At 56.8% G+C, this 14,618-nt stretch carries 12 protein-coding genes and 4 pseudogenes; 4 read left to right on the top strand and 12 right to left on the bottom strand.

Annotated features, from left to right (window positions below; genetic code table 11):
* Window positions 1–17: 17 nt before the first annotated feature.
* From TKWG_RS04745 to TKWG_RS04720, 6 genes and pseudogenes are all read right to left on the bottom strand, one after another.
* A complete protein-coding gene (locus tag TKWG_RS04745) occupies window positions 18–890 on the bottom strand; it encodes a segregation and condensation protein A (protein WP_014749731.1) in 873 nt (290 codons plus the stop codon).
* A gap of 8 nt (window positions 891–898) precedes the next feature.
* Window positions 899–1,090, bottom strand: coding sequence for a DUF3460 family protein (locus tag TKWG_RS04740; protein WP_014749730.1), 192 nt, complete (start codon window positions 1,088–1,090; stop codon window positions 899–901).
* Window positions 1,091–1,181: 91 nt separating this feature from the next.
* The gene (locus TKWG_RS04735) at window positions 1,182–1,901 is read right to left on the bottom strand and encodes an amino acid ABC transporter ATP-binding protein (RefSeq protein ID WP_050981530.1); all 720 of its coding nucleotides are present in this window, start codon (window positions 1,899–1,901) and stop codon (window positions 1,182–1,184) included.
* Between the two features lie 44 nt (window positions 1,902–1,945).
* Window positions 1,946–3,053: pseudogene (locus tag TKWG_RS04730) on the bottom strand (amino acid ABC transporter permease).
* Window positions 3,054–3,055: 2 nt separating this feature from the next.
* Window positions 3,056–4,228, bottom strand: a complete 1,173-nt coding sequence (locus tag TKWG_RS04725) for an amino acid ABC transporter permease (RefSeq protein ID WP_014749728.1) — start codon at window positions 4,226–4,228, stop codon at window positions 3,056–3,058.
* A gap of 99 nt (window positions 4,229–4,327) precedes the next feature.
* Window positions 4,328–5,349: pseudogene (locus TKWG_RS04720) on the bottom strand (amino acid ABC transporter substrate-binding protein).
* A 212-nt stretch (window positions 5,350–5,561) separates the two neighbouring features.
* Between TKWG_RS04720 and TKWG_RS04715 the strand changes: the two are divergent.
* From TKWG_RS04715 to mutY, 3 genes are read left to right on the top strand one after another with little or no spacing between them, the layout of a single operon-like run.
* On the top strand, window positions 5,562–6,230 hold the full coding sequence (locus TKWG_RS04715; protein WP_014749726.1) for a cell division ATP-binding protein FtsE: 669 nt from the start codon (window positions 5,562–5,564) through the stop codon (window positions 6,228–6,230).
* Window positions 6,227–7,135, top strand: a complete 909-nt coding sequence (locus TKWG_RS04710) for a cell division protein FtsX (protein ID WP_014749725.1) — start codon at window positions 6,227–6,229, stop codon at window positions 7,133–7,135. Before TKWG_RS04715 ends, TKWG_RS04710 begins: the two co-directional genes overlap by 4 nt.
* Window positions 7,136–7,138: 3 nt before the next feature.
* A complete protein-coding gene (gene mutY / locus TKWG_RS04705) occupies window positions 7,139–8,284 on the top strand; it encodes an A/G-specific adenine glycosylase (protein WP_014749724.1) in 1,146 nt (381 codons plus the stop codon).
* On the opposite strand, the pseudogene rodA reads toward mutY, so the two are convergent.
* The 6 genes and pseudogenes from rodA to TKWG_RS04680 form a co-directional block, all read right to left on the bottom strand.
* Window positions 8,285–9,438: pseudogene (gene rodA, locus TKWG_RS04700) on the bottom strand (rod shape-determining protein RodA). It abuts the gene before it with no gap.
* Window positions 9,431–11,500, bottom strand: a complete 2,070-nt coding sequence (gene mrdA, locus TKWG_RS04695; RefSeq protein ID WP_014749721.1) for a penicillin-binding protein 2 — start codon at window positions 11,498–11,500, stop codon at window positions 9,431–9,433. The pseudogene rodA and the gene mrdA overlap by 8 nt, the downstream one beginning before the upstream one ends.
* A 13-nt stretch (window positions 11,501–11,513) precedes the next feature.
* Window positions 11,514–11,648, bottom strand: coding sequence for a hypothetical protein (locus TKWG_RS25810; protein WP_264300276.1), 135 nt, complete (start codon window positions 11,646–11,648; stop codon window positions 11,514–11,516).
* Window positions 11,649–12,047, bottom strand: coding sequence for a rod shape-determining protein MreD (mreD, locus tag TKWG_RS04690; protein WP_014749720.1), 399 nt, complete (start codon window positions 12,045–12,047; stop codon window positions 11,649–11,651). It lies immediately after the preceding gene.
* Window position 12,048: 1 nt separating this feature from the next.
* On the bottom strand, window positions 12,049–12,954 hold the full coding sequence (mreC, locus tag TKWG_RS04685; RefSeq protein ID WP_014749719.1) for a rod shape-determining protein MreC: 906 nt from the start codon (window positions 12,952–12,954) through the stop codon (window positions 12,049–12,051).
* Between the two features lie 86 nt (window positions 12,955–13,040).
* Window positions 13,041–14,083 (bottom strand): annotated as a pseudogene (locus TKWG_RS04680) (rod shape-determining protein).
* A gap of 224 nt (window positions 14,084–14,307) precedes the next feature.
* Here TKWG_RS04680 and gatC point away from each other — a divergent pair.
* Window positions 14,308–14,616 (top strand): Asp-tRNA(Asn)/Glu-tRNA(Gln) amidotransferase subunit GatC, encoded by a 309-nt coding sequence (gatC, locus tag TKWG_RS04675; RefSeq protein ID WP_014749718.1) that lies wholly within the window; start codon window positions 14,308–14,310, stop codon window positions 14,614–14,616.
* The last annotated feature ends 2 nt before the right edge of the window (window positions 14,617–14,618 follow it).

Raw genomic sequence — 14,618 nt, 5'->3', positions numbered from 1 at the left:
CTTGTTCCTTTGGCAGGTCAGGCCACGGCCTGGCTGCTGTATGAGAGGCGAATATAAATAGGGGCGTAGGGTTCTGCCTGCGTGATTTCCAGTAGTGTTTCGCGGGCCAGCTCCAGCATGGCCAGGAAATGCACCACCACGACAGCCGCCGGCTCGCCCGCTTCCACCCGTTCAAGAAACAGGTCCCGAAACTCCATGAAACGCACGTCCGACAGGCGACGCAGAATATGGGTCATGTGATCGCGCACCGACAGCTGTTCGCGTGTAATGTGATGATGCGCGTTCAGCTTGGCCCGTTTCATAATGTCCAGCCAGGCCAGGCGCAGATCTTCGGCATTCACCTCGGGCAGCGCCCGCTCGGTACTCAGATCCATATAGGCGCGGGCGCGCTCAAAGTCGCGACCCAGCTGCGGCAGTTCATTGAGCTTGGCGGCAGCCAGTTTCATCTGCTCGTACTCCAGCAGGCGACGAACCAGCTCAGCACGCGGATCTTCCACCTCTTCGCCGGTATCTGATTTCTTGACCGGCAGCAACATGCGCGACTTGATCTCGATCAGCAGTGCCGCCATGAGCAGATACTCGCCAGCCAGTTCCAGATTGTGCTGGCGAATCTGATCCACATAGTTCAGATACTGCCGGGTCACTTCCGACATGGGAATATCCAGCACATTGAAGTTCTGCTTGCGGATCAGATACAGCAACAGGTCCAGCGGCCCCTCGAAGGCCTCCAGAAAGACCTCCAGCGCGTCTGGCGGGATGTACAGATCCTGCGGAATATTAAATAGCGGCTCGCCGTACAGGCGAGCCAGTGCGACCGAATCAATGGTGTCGGGTGTGGAATCCACTTCAGGAGAGACCAGCGCGTTGAGCTGATCGGCAGGCACCGTCATTCGGCTGTTCAGCTATTGTTCGAATATACGTAGGGCTTCTGGGGCACTTTGGCCTTTTTGAACCCTTCAAGCAGGTCGGCATCCAGTGTTTTATCCCACAGGAGTCCGCGACCCTGCCGCTGCCGCTCTTCAGTGCCAGGATGTTCGTCCTTGAACTGTTTGATGAACTTGGTGATATCGGATTCGAAATTTTCTGCCATGATTTTGTAACCGTTGGTGTAAATAGCCGTAAACGGCTGCGTGGTGCCGCCATTTTACACCGGAATCCAGACCGGCATCCCGGCCCGGGCATTAGTGCAGAATCTGATCCAGGAAATGACGCGTGCGTTCGTTCTGTGGGTGATCAAAAAACGCATCCGGCGTGTTCTGCTCCACAATGCTGCCCTGGTCCATGAACACCACGCGATCGGCCACCTTGCGTGCAAAACCCATCTCATGCGTGACGCATAACATGGTCACACCCGACTCCTCGGCAAGATTGACCATCACGTCCAGTACCTCCTTGACCATTTCCGGATCCAGCGCAGAGGTTGGCTCATCAAACAGCAGCACCTTGGGATTCATACACAGCGAACGGGCGATGGCAACCCGCTGCTGCTGCCCTCCTGACAGCTGGCCGGGGAACTTGCCGGCCTGGTCCGGTATGCGCACGCGCTCAAGATACTGCATGGCGCTGTCCCGGGCCTGTTGCTGCGACTGCTTCAGGACCCATATAGGTCCCAGCGTCAGGTTTTCTAATACGGTCAGATGCGGGAACAGATTAAAGTGCTGAAATACCATACCCACATTCTTGCGCACCTGTTCGATTTTTTTCAGATTATCGGTCAGCTCTGTACCATCAACAATGATCTTGCCTTCCTGGTGGGACTCCAGCGCATTGATGCAGCGTATCAGGGTAGATTTGCCTGAACCCGATGGCCCACAGATCACGATACGCTCACCTGTGGCAACAGCCAGATTGATGTCGCGCAGGACATGAAACTGACCGTACCACTTGTTGACGTTTTCCATAAGGATGATAGTTTCTGACACAAATAAACTCCAGAGTCTGGCGGCTAACGCGAATATCCCGTATCCAGCTGTGTTTCAAGCCGTTTTGAATAGCGGGACATGGCAAAGCAAAACAGGAAATAGATCAGGGAAATGAACAAATAGGCTTCAATACTGAACCCCCGCCACACCGGGTCCGACAACGACGCCTTAGCCGACAGCGTCAGATCGTAAATACCGATAACGACCACCAGCGACGTATCCTTGAACAGGGCGATGAAGATGCTCACCAGTGGCGGGATCACGATCCGCAGCGCCTGCGGCAATACAATTTTGCGCATGGTCTGCCAATAGTTCAATCCGATAGACTGGGCTCCTTCGAGCTGCCCCGGGGGATTGCCTGCAGTCCGCCCCGCACGGTCTCTGCCACATAGGCAGAGGCGAACATAATGATGGCGATCTGCGCCCGCAACAGCTTGTCAAAAGACATCCCTTCAGGCAGAAACAGCGGCAACATGACAGACGACATAAACAGCAGGCTGATCAGCGGCACGCCACGGATGATCTCAATATAGACGACGCACAACGCCTTGATAACCGGCATATCCGAACGCCGCCCCAGCGCGAGCACCACGCCGATAGGAAAGGCGAAGGCAATACCAAAGGTCGACAGGATCAGCGTGAGCGGCAGGCCGCCCCAACGGGTATTTTCTACATAAGTGAGGCCAGCAAAGCCGCCCACATCAGGCAGGCAACCACCGCCAGCCCGGCAGTCCAGATGACAAACAGCCACATATTCCAGAAGCGGCGCATCGCACTGCAGACAATGACCGTCAACAGCACCAGCGTGGCCAGCAAGGGGCGCCACTGCTCGTCATAAGGATAGGTGCCGAACAGAATAAGTCGATACTTCTCCCGAATAAAGGCCCAACAGGCGCCGCCAGGGCCTGCGCGGCATTCCTGGGCGTTACTGGCGGTGAAATTGGCTTTGAGCAGGGCCCATTCGACAAGAGGCGGCAGCCCCATCAGCAACAGCCACACGATAAGTATGGTGATCAGGATATTGAGCGGCGAGGAAAACAGACGCATTCGCAACCAGCCGATAACACCGCTTTTTCCCTTGGGCGGCGGCAATGCCGCTGCCACATCCGGCTCTGCAGTCGTGATATTCATGGCTATCGCTCCACCAGCGCAATACGCCGGTTATACCAGTTCATGAACAGGGAAATGGACAGGCTGACGGTCAGATAAGCCGCCATGACAATGAGGATCCCCTCTATGGCCTGCCCTGTCTGGTTCAGCGTTGTATTGATGATAGAAACGATATCCGGATAGCCGATAGCCACCGCCAGCGAACTGTTTTTCATCAGGTTCAGGTAAGTGCTGGTCAGCGGTGGAACCATGATCCGCAGCGCCTGCGGCAACACTACCAGCCGCAGTGCGCGCCGACGGCTCAGCCCCACAGAGCCGGCCGCTTCCCACTGGCCGCCTGGCACTGCCTGTATCCCGGAACGCACAATTTCTGCAACAAAGGCCGAGGTATAGATCACCAGGCCGCTTAGCAGCGCAGTCAACTCCGGTGAAATACTGGCGCCTCCGGCAAAGTTGAACCCCTTGAGCTCAGGAATGCTGAAGGCCAGTTGCCCGCCACCGAAAAAAAATCCGGCCACCGGCAACAGGATAAAAAGCGCAAGCCCTATCGGCCACAGCGCCGTTTGAGTGCCTGTCTGGATTTGCCTGCGGCGCACATACCGACCCGCCGCCAGAGTCAGCAACAGCGCCACCACGGCGCCGACCACGATCCACGTCAGGCTCTCGCCTTGCGCGGCGGGGAAGCGCAGGCCCCGGTTCGACAGAAATACGCCAGGCACCGGATGCATGGCCTGGCGTGGACCGGGCAAGGTCTCCACGATCAGCGCGTACCAGAAAAAAAGCTGAATCAACAACGGAATATTGCGCAGCACCTCAACATAGACAGCAGCCAGCTTTGCGATCAGCCAGTTTTTTGATAACCGGGCAACGCCGACCACCACGCCCAGGAGCGTGGCCAGCACGATGCCTGCAAGGGAGACATAAAGGGTATTGAGCAGGCCCACCAGAATGGCGCGCCAATACGTATCGGTCGGCGAATAATCAATAAGCGACTCGCCGATGGCAAACCCGGCCTCGCGTCCCAGGAAATCAAAGCCGCTGCGAATATTGCGCACTTGCAGATTATGCATGGTATTGGAAACCAGATACCAGACGCCGACGGCCACCAGTCCGAGCACGATCACCTGATAGACGATCGAGCGAAATGTTGGATCACTCCAGGAAAAGGCCAGGCCTTTGGATTTGTTTTTCTTCATGCGTTACAGTGTCAATCGAAGCCAGCATCAGCCGGCTCCGGTTCCTGCGATCAGGTGCGAATCAAAAGGTCGAAACAACATCGTACCTGTTTTTGGCGTTCAGCGAACCGGCATGGCGTAAAGAATGCCACCATTGTGCCAAGTATTGTTCAGGCCGCGTTCCAGTTTAAGCGCGCTGTCGGCCCCCACATTGCGGGCAAAGCTCTCGCCATAATTGCCCACCGTTTTAATGATGTTGTAGGCCCATTTTTCATCGACGCCAAGATTTTTGCCCATGCCAGGGCTGGTGCCCAGAATCCGCTGGATATTGGGATTGGGCGATTTGGTCATCTCGTCCACATTCTTGGACGTAATGCCATATTCTTCGGCTTCGATCATGGCATTCAAGGTCCAGCGGATCACGTTGAACCACTGCTCATCGCCCTGGCGCACCATCGGCCCCAGCGGCTCCTTGGAGAAATTCTCTGGCAGGATCTCGTATTCATCGGGTTTTTCCATCGTGGTCCGCACCGAGGCCAGACCGGACTTGTCGGTCGTCAGCGCATCGCAGCGTCCCGAGGCGAAAGTGCGAATCACTTCGTCAAACTTGTCGATAACAACGGGCTTGAACTCCAGCTTATTGCTACGGAACCAGTCGGTCAGATTCAACTCGGTAGTCGTGCCCGGTTGCACACAAATGGTCGCGCCGTTCAATTCCTTGGCGCTTTTGACGCCCAGGTCTTTTTTGACCATGATGCCCTGGCTGTCATAAAAATTAACGCCTACCCCCATCAGGCCCAGGGTGGTATCGCGGGTCAGGGTTTGCGTGGTGTTGCGTGTGAGCACGTCGATCTCTCCCGATTGCAGTGCCGTAAAGCGCTGCTGGGTACTGAGGGGCGTGAGTTTTATTTTACTGGCGTCGTTGAACATGGTGATCGCAATCGCCTTGCACAAATCGACATCCAGCCAGATGCCTCTCCCTTGCTGTCTATGATGGAAAACCCCGGGATACCGGTGCTGATACCGCACTGAACAAAGCCCTTGGCCTTGACGGCATCGAATGTCTTGCCGGCCTTTGCTGGCGTTGCGATGACTGTAAAAGCGCCTGCAGCCAGCAATGCCGCTGTCCTGATCATTTTCATATTCATCCCCTGGTTAGGAAACCGTTTCCCGTTGATAAAGCCGCCGTGTACTTGATGGGAAAAGGCTACTGTCGATTTTTTTATCTGACGGTTTTGTCTTGCGGTATCCTAGATGATCCATTCGTGCATTGACAATCGTAAATACCCTAATGCGTCGGCAATTACTCTAAAATGCGCATTAACAGAACCGAATTTCAAGTAACCGGATCCACATGATTCAATTCCAGCATGTCTTCAAATCTTACGGACAGGGCGCGAATATCCTGGCTGATATCAATTTCAGTATTGCGCCGGGCGAATTCGTCTTCGTCTCCGGCCCGTCCGGTGCGGGTAAATCCACGCTGCTCAAGCTGATCGGCGGACTGGAAGCGCCGACGCGCGGTTCCATTATCGTCAAGGGCCAGCGTATGGACCAGATCGGTCACCGCGCCAGACCCTACCTGCGTCGCGCCGTTGGCGTCATCCTGCAAAACATGCACCTGCTGTATGACAGGACTGCTTTCGAAAACGTCATGCTGCCACTTGCGGTCATGGGCCTGAGCTCGGACAAGGCGGCCGCGCGCGCACGTGCCGCAATCGAAAAGGTGGGACTGTCCGGTAAGGAAAAACTTAACCCAATCGCGCTATCCGGCGGCGAACAGCAGCGCCTGGCCATTGCCCGCGCGATCGTCAACAAACCGGCCATTCTGATCGCTGACGAACCCACGGCCAACCTGGATCAGGCCAGCGCCCAGAAAATTCTTGAAGTCTTCCGTGACTTCAATCGCGTCGGCGTGACCACGCTGATTGCTTCACATGATCTGGAACTGCTGCGCCGGCACGCCAACCGCACCTTGCTGATCGAGCCGGGCCGCTTCAAGGATCTGGGAACACACGCATGAAAACCTGGATAAGACATCATTTTTACGCCATGCACATCGCCATCCGGCGACTGCTGGCCACGCCATTTTCATCACTGACCAACATCGCCGTCATCGCCCTTGTGCTGGCGCTGCCGCTGCTGGCCAGTTCCATTCTGGTATCCATGGAACCGGTTGCGCGCAATGTCTCGGTCAACCCTGCCATCACCCTGTTCATGAAAGCAGAGGTACCATTGGCGGAAACACGCGAGCTGGGCGAGCAATTGCAGCAGGAAAATCAGGCTTATATAGAAAAACTGGAAGTGATCGACAAAAACGACGCGCTCGCAGGATTGCGGGCGTCGGAATCCTGGTCCAACGCCCTGAAGGTGCTGCCGCGCAATCCCCTGCCCAATTCGATCGTGGTAACTATCAAGGCGACTAACGATCAGGCCAGCAAAGCCCAGGAACTGGCGCAGGCATGGAGCAGCCTCCCCAATGTAGACACGGTGCAGTTCGACAGCGCCTGGGTTCAGAAGCTGGACGCCATTCTTTCCTTTACCCGCGGCGTCCTGCTACTGCTGGCCATCGGTGTGGCCGTGGTGGTCGTGGGTACGGTATTTAACACCGTGCGCATGCAGGCCCTGGTGCAACGGGAAGAAATTGCCGTCGCGCGCCTGGTCGGCGCCACCGAGTCATTCGTGCGCCGTCCGTTTTTGTATCTGGGCGCCCTCACCGGCCTGGTTGCCGGCGTTTTATCGCTTTTGCTTACCACATTCGGCCTGGCTTCGCTCAATGGCGCCATCGCCCGGCTCTCGCAGAGCTATGGTACGGATTTCGTCATCCGGCTACCCGATGTCACCTGGCTGGCCACCGCCATTGTACTGGTAATGATTGTCGCCGCGCTGGCGGCCCAATGGTCCATGACCCGGCATTCACGTTTCTGATCTATGTCATTTGCCAGTACCGTCATTGATTGGCAGCGTGAACGCGGCAGGCACGACCTGCCGTGGCAGGGTAGTCGCGATCCCTATCGCGTCTGGCTCTCGGAGATCATGCTGCAGCAGACGCAGGTGGCGACGGTTATTCCGTACTACGCCCGCTTCCTGTCCCGGTTTCCCACACTCAAGGCATTAGCCCGGGCCAGCCAGGAAGAGGTTATGCCCTATTGGGCGGGGCTGGGCTACTATGCCAGGGCGCGCAATCTGCATCGCTGCGCCAGGGTCGTCATGAATGACTGGCATGGCGCTTTCCCGGAAAACGCCCAGGATATTGCCAAGCTACCGGGCATCGGACCGTCCACGGCCAACGCCATTGCCGCTTTCTGCTACAACGCACGCCAGCCTATCCTGGACGGCAATGTCAAACGTGTTTTTTGCCGCTATTATGGCATTGAAGGCGATACGCAGAAGAAGGCGACCGAAAGCGTCTTGTGGGAACGGGCCTGGCAGCATCTTGAGCGCGCCCCGGACACTGTCGATATGGCAGCCTACACGCAAGGCCTGATGGACCTGGGCGCAACCCTTTGTACACGCAGCAGGCCCGCCTGTGAGCGATGTCCGCTGGCTGCCGATTGCGTGGCCCGGCGCGAGGGTCGGCAAGCGCAACTGCCCACGGCACGCCAGCGCAAGACGGTCCCGCAACGTCAGGTGTGTGTATTGATTCTGGAGCACAATGATCAAATCCTGTTGTATCGTCGCGCGGACAAAGGCATCTGGGGAGGGTTGCTGACGCTACCTGAATTTGTCGACCACCAAGCCTGCGCCAACTATCTGCAGCAGACACTCGGCGAGCATGCGTTGCCCGTACGCCTGGCGGCATTTGAACATGTATTTACCCATTTTCGACTGCATATCGAACCGGCGCTGCTGCATGCGGCTGAGCAACCCGTCGTGCTGCCACCCGCGGGCGATGATGCCGGCCAGCCGGGCCGCTGGCAATGGGTTGCACTGGACGCGCTACCCGATGCGGCGCTGCCTGCGCCTTGCGCAAACTGCTCACGGGTTATTTTGACGAACACAGCAGTCACGCAACCCACACGCCCCGCCTGTTCTGACTCGACTGCAGGCTGGCAGCCCGCAGCGCGCCCGCGATGATTATTCCTCGGCACGCGCCGACTTGCGGCTGGGGACGTAATTGGAAATGCTCATGAGCAAACCGCAGGCAAAACCCAGTGTCACCAGCGCCGTACCGCCGTAGCTCATGAAAGGCAGCGGCACACCCACCACTGGCAGAATGCCCATGACCATTCCCATGTTCACGAACACATACATGAACAGCATCATGGTCATGGCACCTGCCAGCAAACGGCCGAACTGCGTGCGGGCCCGGATGGTGATCAGAAAACCGCGCAACAGCAACAAGGTGTACAGCAGCAACAGGGTCACGCCGCCATAAAGCCCGAACTCTTCGGCAAAGACGGCGAAGATAAAGTCAGTGGTCCGCTCGGGAATAAAATCAAGATGCGTCTGGGTGCCCAGCATATAGCCCTTGCCATATAAGCCGCCCGAACCGATTGCAATCATGCCCTGGATGGTATGAAAGCCCTTGCCCAGTGGATCGCTGCCCGGATCCAGCAACGTGCATACTCGATGCTTTTGGTATTCGTGCAGAACAACCCAGTCAAAATCCGGACCACACAGCACCGGCTCGTAATACAGGATCAGGCTGATGGTCACCACACCCAGCACAAACACCGGCACAATCAGCTTGAATGACAAGCCGGCAAAATAGATGATGAAAAAACCGGTGCTCAGCACCAGCAGCGCGGTCCCCAGATCAGGCTGCCGAATGATGAGCATAAACGGCACCAGCAGCAACACACCGGCAATCAGAAAATCCACCACCCGCAGCTCGGAGCGGTGTTTATCGAAATACCAGGCAAGCATCAAGGCACGATGATTTTCATCATTTCCGATGGCTGAATGACCGTCACACCGATGTTGAGCCATCGCGTTGCACCCTTGTTGGTAATGCCAACCAGCAACACCGCGATCAGCATCAGTACGCCAACGACATACAGCGGAATGGCGAACTTCATGATGCGTGACGGTGGAATTAACGCGACAAACCACATGACAAAAAAAGCCAGCAGAAAATTGCGCGCCTGGCTGGCAAAACGCCAATCGGTTCCGCCAACAGCAGAGTGCATCACCGTCATGCCCAACAGGCAGAAAATGACCAGAATCAGCAGCAGCGGCCAGTCAAAGGCGCGGAAAGCCCGCAGAATCCAATCCATCAACTTATTCATTATTCCGCCTTTGTTCGGCGCCATTGCCGCCACCGCCATTGCCTACCGGTGCAAGAATGTCGGGCAGATGTTCCGGTGCCTTGTCTTCGGGATTGGCCGGCACTTCTTGCGGCACCATCACATCGGGTGACGTATCTTCGGCAGGTTCGTCGCCGTCCAGCTCCAGTACGGGTACGGAATCGACCTGAGCCGAGCGGGTTGGCGAGAGCCAGTAATCAAAGACCTTGCGTGCAATGGGCGCAGCAACGCTGGCGCCCCAGCCACCATTTTCGACAATCAGCGCCACGGCGATTTTCGGCTCCTTGGCCGGCGCAAAACCCATATATAGCGCGTGATCCCACAAGTTGCGCTTCAGATTGCGCGAATTGTATTTTGACCCCTTCAGGCTGAACACCTGTGCAGTACCGGTTTTGCCGGCCGACTCATAAGCGGCGTCGGCGAAACTGCGTTTGGCCGTTCCGCGGCGGGTCACATCGACCAGCGCATCCTTGACCAGCCGAATGGACGCCGGGCTGACCGCGATCTGATAGTCGGGCTGCTTGACCGTGGGCGTGCGTGTCTTGCTGATGGTATTTTCCATTTCACTGACCAGATGCGGGCGAATATATTTGCCGTCCGCCGCCAACGTAGACGTTGCCTGCGCCAGTTGCATGATGGTAAATGAATTATATCCCTGGCCCACCGCCACCGAAATCGTCTCGCCGGGAATCCAGCGCTGTTGGCGCGGGTCCTTAAAAGCCTTCTTCTTCCATTCGCGCGAGGGCAGAATGCCGATTTTCTCGTAGTTCAGATCAATCCCGGTCTTGCGCCCGAATCCGAACATCAGGGAAAAGTCATGCAGCGCATCCACGCCGATCAACGGGCCCAAACTAAAGAAATAGGTATCGGAAGACACGACCAGCGCCCGATGCATATTGGTCGGCCCATAGGCCGCACCACCCGCATTGCGAAACCGCTGGTTGCCGTATTCGAAATAACCGGGATCGGGAATGCGGGCATTCGGATCGCGCACACCCAGCTTGAGCGCCGCCAGCGCCACAAACGGTTTGTACGTGGACCCGATAGGAAACGTGCCCGACACCGGACGATCAATCAGGGGATGCTCGGGCGAATCGGCCAGCCTGCGCCAGTTTTCCACATCAATGCCGTCAATGAACAGATTCGGATCATACGACGGGGCCGACACATAGGCCAGCACCTGTCCGTTGCGCGGATCGATGGCAACCAGCGCACCGCGTTCGGGTACACCTTCCTTGACAAAGCCTTTGCTGTATAGGTCTTCGACCATTTTCTGCAGACCAAGGTCAATTGACAGATGCAGCGTATCTCCCGGTATCGGATCAATGCGCTTCAAGACCTGCACCGGCTTGCCCGATGCCGCCACTTCTACTTCTTCCCAGCCGGTCTTGCCATGAAGCACCGCTTCGTAACTGGCTTCAATCCCTTTTTTGCCGATGACATCGGTGCCACGATAGTTACCCTCGACGCCATCGCGCTCCAGACGCTCCTGATCTTTCTCGGAAATGCGGCCGACATAGCCCACGACGTGCGCGGCCGATTCGCCCTGGGGATACTCGCGCACCCAGCGGGCACGCAGATTGACATCCGGAAAACGAAAGGAATGGGCAGCAAAAATGGCCGCTTCATCATCGGTCAGATTACCGCGCAGCATGACCGACGCATAGCGAGTAGTCTGCCCCATACGCCGCTTGAAGCGGCGGATATCCAGGGGCGTTAGCGGAATAACCTTGCTGATCTGGCTGATCAGTTCGTCCATATTTTGTACCTGGGCCGGTACGATTTCCAGCGTATAGTCCCGATAGCTGCGCGCCAGCACCGTCCCATTGCGATCAACGATATCGCCACGACGCGGAGCGATAGGCACCAGTGCAATACGGTTGCGATCGGCGCGTTCGGCCAGCCCCTGGTAGCGTTCAACCTGAAGTACCCACAGCCGGTCAATCAGCAGCCCGAAGCAACCGAGCACGAACACCAAGGCTACCAGTACGCGCAACCGGATTTTCTTTTTTTGTATGGTGGAACGCTTGCGGAATTCGAACATAGCCCGGTTCCAGTCAGTTCAGCGTTTCGTTATCGTCTACCGGCCGTAGCGGCAGCTTGAGAATCAGATCAGCCACCACCACATCACACCTGTAATCAATCCCGACAGCAGCCAGGTCCAGCCGCCCCAGGCGCCTGCAGCCACGCATTCAGCAAATGACCGGGAAAGGGGGCCAGAAAAAAGACGGGAAGCATCTGCAACATCTGGCTGATAAAACCGAACTGCACCATCCTGCGCCGAAACACCAGGCGCCGAAGATCACCAGCACATAGCTGAGCGCGTGCTCGCCCATGACATTGACATCATGCACGTCCATCAGTAAACCGAAGATCAGGGCGCTGGTCAGACCGACCCCGCGCACCTGTTGTACGCACCAGAAGGCCAGCACCAGGATCAGAATATCGGGCGCCCCCTCCCATTCGCGCCAGGGCAGCAGCGAGGCCAGCCAGGTCAGCACGATCGTGATCCAGGCGTAAATGGGGCTTGAACCATAGAAGTAATTGGTCCGTTGCAGTGGCTCAAGCGAGGTCAGGCTACGTTTGACCATCTCAGTTCACCCTGCCTGGCACGGCGCTGTGCGAGGTATCGGTCAGCGATGCCGGGATATCGGGCAGATTGTCTGTAGGGACCAGCAGCACGAGAAAGTGACGATAGCGCTCGGGATGCGCCGATGGTACGGCACGTGCACGCATAAAGCCTTCTGCTGAGTTATTGTCCACTGCCGCAATTTTTCCGACCGACAGGCCTTGCGGGTAGATGCCGCCAATACCGCTGGTCACCAGATCGTCTCCAGGACGAATATCGGCGCCCAGCCCCAGATAGCGCACATCCAGCCGGCCTGTCTGTCCCGAGCCGAATGCAATGACCCGCAAGCCGTTGCGCAGCACCATCACGGGGACAGAAATTTTATTATCGGTAATCAGGGTTGCCTCGGAGGTCATGGGGGTCACGCGCCGGATCTGGCCGACCACCCCACCCTCGTCAATGACCGGCATGCCCGGGCGAATCCCGTCATTGCTGCCCTTGGTAAGCACCAGGGTCTGGTTCAGCGGATTGACCGAGGTATACAGAATTTCTACCGCTACCGAAGGTGTCTGCACCGTTGTCTTGACAGCGAGGAGGCGTCGCAACTGGGCGTTTTCTGCCGCCATCTGCGCAGCGTGCGTCGACAACTGGGCCAGTTCGATACGTTGCCGCTGAACCGCCGCGCTTTCCTGTTTGGCAATGGTAATGGCATTGGACCAGTCGTACACCTGCGTGACCGCATCGCGCGGCCACATCGCGGTTTTCTGGAACGGATAAAGCATCACGGACACCACTCTGCGCACCGGCTCGATATAGCGGGTTTGCGAGTCAGCGATCATCAGGCCCACGCAAAAAATAGCCAGAAAAAAAAGTCTGACCTCTGCAGCTGGCCCGTGAGTGAAAAAACGTAATGAACTGTTTTGCTGCATAGGGCAACCGTAAACGGGAACGGAACGATCAGGAAGACAACAGCAGAATAGGATGCAACGCAGTGCGCTACATCCCTCAGACGGTGTTAGTCGTCAATAAAAATCTGGCCGAGCTTGTCAATATGTTCCAGCGCTTCGCCACACCCGCGCACCACGCAAGTCAGCGGATCATCGGCAACCACCACCGGAATGCCGGTTTCTTCCTGAAGCAGACGATCCAGATCCTTAAGCAGCGCACCGCCACCGGTCAGGGCGATACCCTTGTCGGTAATGTCGGCGCCCAGCTCGGGCGGGGTCTGTTCCAGCGCGATTTTTACAGCGGATACGATCTGGTTCAGCGGCTCGGTAAGGGCTTCGAGAATTTCGTTGGAGGACACGGTAAAGCTGCGCGGCACACCTTCAGACAGATTGCGACCCTTGACTTCCATTTCCCGCACTTCGGTGCCGGGAAACGCAGAGCCAATCGTTTTCTTGATTGCTTCGGCAGTGGGCTCGCCAATCAGCATGCCATAGTTACGGCGGATATAGTTCATGATGGCTTCATCGAACTTGTCGCCGCCAACGCGCACTGATCCCTTGTACACCATGCCGCCAAGCGAAATGACCGCCACTTCGGTGGTGCCGCCGCCGATATCGACGACCATCGAACCGCTGGCATCGGACACATTCAGGCCGGCGCCAATAGCTGCCGCCATGGGTTCTTCAACCAGGAATACCTGACGGCGCGCTGCACCCTGGCCGATTCGCGAATAACCCGGCGTTCCACCTGGGTCGAACCGCAAGGCACGCACACGATGATGCGCGGGCTCATGGTAAACAGACTGCGCGGATGCACAATGCGAATGAACTGGCGCAACATCTGTTCGGTTACCGAATAGTCGGCGATCACGCCATCTTTCATGGGCCGGATGGCCTCGATATTGCCGGGCACCCGGCCCAGCATCTGCTTGGCGGCATGACCGACGGCCTGAATGATCTGGCGACCGTTGGAACCGCCTTCGGTGCGAATGGCGACAACCGAAGGCTCATCAAGCACAATGCCTTTGCCACGCACATAGATCAGGGTGTTGGCCGTACCCAGGTCAATGGCCATATCGGTGGATAAAAAACTTCTTAGAAATCCGAACATAATCGCTCAGTTTAAAAATAGGGTCAGAGGAAGGTTTTGCGGAGCGCAAAAGGGCTCAACACACGGGTTTGAACGAGTGAACACGTAATCATAACGTATAATTACTTTTCGATCGCGTGATTTACTGTTTTTGCAGACTGTTTTTCCCAAACCGCTGACTATTTTCAGACAACCTTCACGCGATGTATCCGGCGACTCAATTAATTTCTGAAAAACAAGCGTTTATGGCCCTTACCGAAAACGATGTGAACCGCATTGCCCGCCTCTCCCGGCTCGAACTGGATCCGGCAGAACAGGCGCAGGCGCTCACCGATCTGAACAGCATTCTTGGTCTTATTGAAAAGCTTCAGGCTGTGGACACCCAGGGGGTTGAACCACTGGCCCATCCGCTGTCGGCCATCCAGGACATTGCCCTGCGTCTGCGCGAAGACGCCGTCACCGAAACTCCCTCCGAAACCACCCGTTCCCGCCTTATGGCCAACGCCCCGGCCCAGGAAGACGGTCTGTTTCTAGTTCCCAAAGTAATCGAGTAACC

It is taken from the genome of Advenella kashmirensis WT001, from assembly GCF_000219915.2.
Lineage (GTDB): Bacteria > Pseudomonadota > Gammaproteobacteria > Burkholderiales > Burkholderiaceae_B > Advenella > Advenella kashmirensis.
The sequence above is the reverse complement of the archived record's forward strand: the minus strand, read 5'-3'. Positions and strand labels throughout refer to the sequence as shown.

Bases quoted from the DNA above. Each gene is read 5' to 3' on its own strand.
- TKWG_RS04735 (WP_050981530.1), bottom strand. From the start codon at position 1,901: ATGGAAAACGTCAACAAGTGGTACGGTCAGTTTCATGTCCTGCGCGAC.
- TKWG_RS04745 (WP_014749731.1), bottom strand. From the start codon at position 890: ATGACGGTGCCTGCCGATCAGCTCAACGCGCTGGTCTCTCCTGAAGTG.
- TKWG_RS04740 (WP_014749730.1), bottom strand. From the start codon at position 1,090: ATGGCAGAAAATTTCGAATCCGATATCACCAAGTTCATCAAACAGTTC.
- gatC (WP_014749718.1), top strand. From the start codon at position 14,308: ATGGCCCTTACCGAAAACGATGTGAACCGCATTGCCCGCCTCTCCCGG.
- TKWG_RS04725 (WP_014749728.1), bottom strand. From the start codon at position 4,228: ATGAAGAAAAACAAATCCAAAGGCCTGGCCTTTTCCTGGAGTGATCCA.
- mreD (WP_014749720.1), bottom strand. From the start codon at position 12,047: ATGGTCAAACGTAGCCTGACCTCGCTTGAGCCACTGCAACGGACCAAT.
- mrdA (WP_014749721.1), bottom strand. From the start codon at position 11,500: ATGTTCGAATTCCGCAAGCGTTCCACCATACAAAAAAAGAAAATCCGG.
- TKWG_RS04715 (WP_014749726.1), top strand. From the start codon at position 5,562: ATGATTCAATTCCAGCATGTCTTCAAATCTTACGGACAGGGCGCGAAT.
- TKWG_RS25810 (WP_264300276.1), bottom strand. From the start codon at position 11,648: ATGCGTGGCTGCAGGCGCCTGGGGCGGCTGGACCTGGCTGCTGTCGGG.
- mutY (WP_014749724.1), top strand. From the start codon at position 7,139: ATGTCATTTGCCAGTACCGTCATTGATTGGCAGCGTGAACGCGGCAGG.
- mreC (WP_014749719.1), bottom strand. From the start codon at position 12,954: ATGCAGCAAAACAGTTCATTACGTTTTTTCACTCACGGGCCAGCTGCA.
- TKWG_RS04710 (WP_014749725.1), top strand. From the start codon at position 6,227: ATGAAAACCTGGATAAGACATCATTTTTACGCCATGCACATCGCCATC.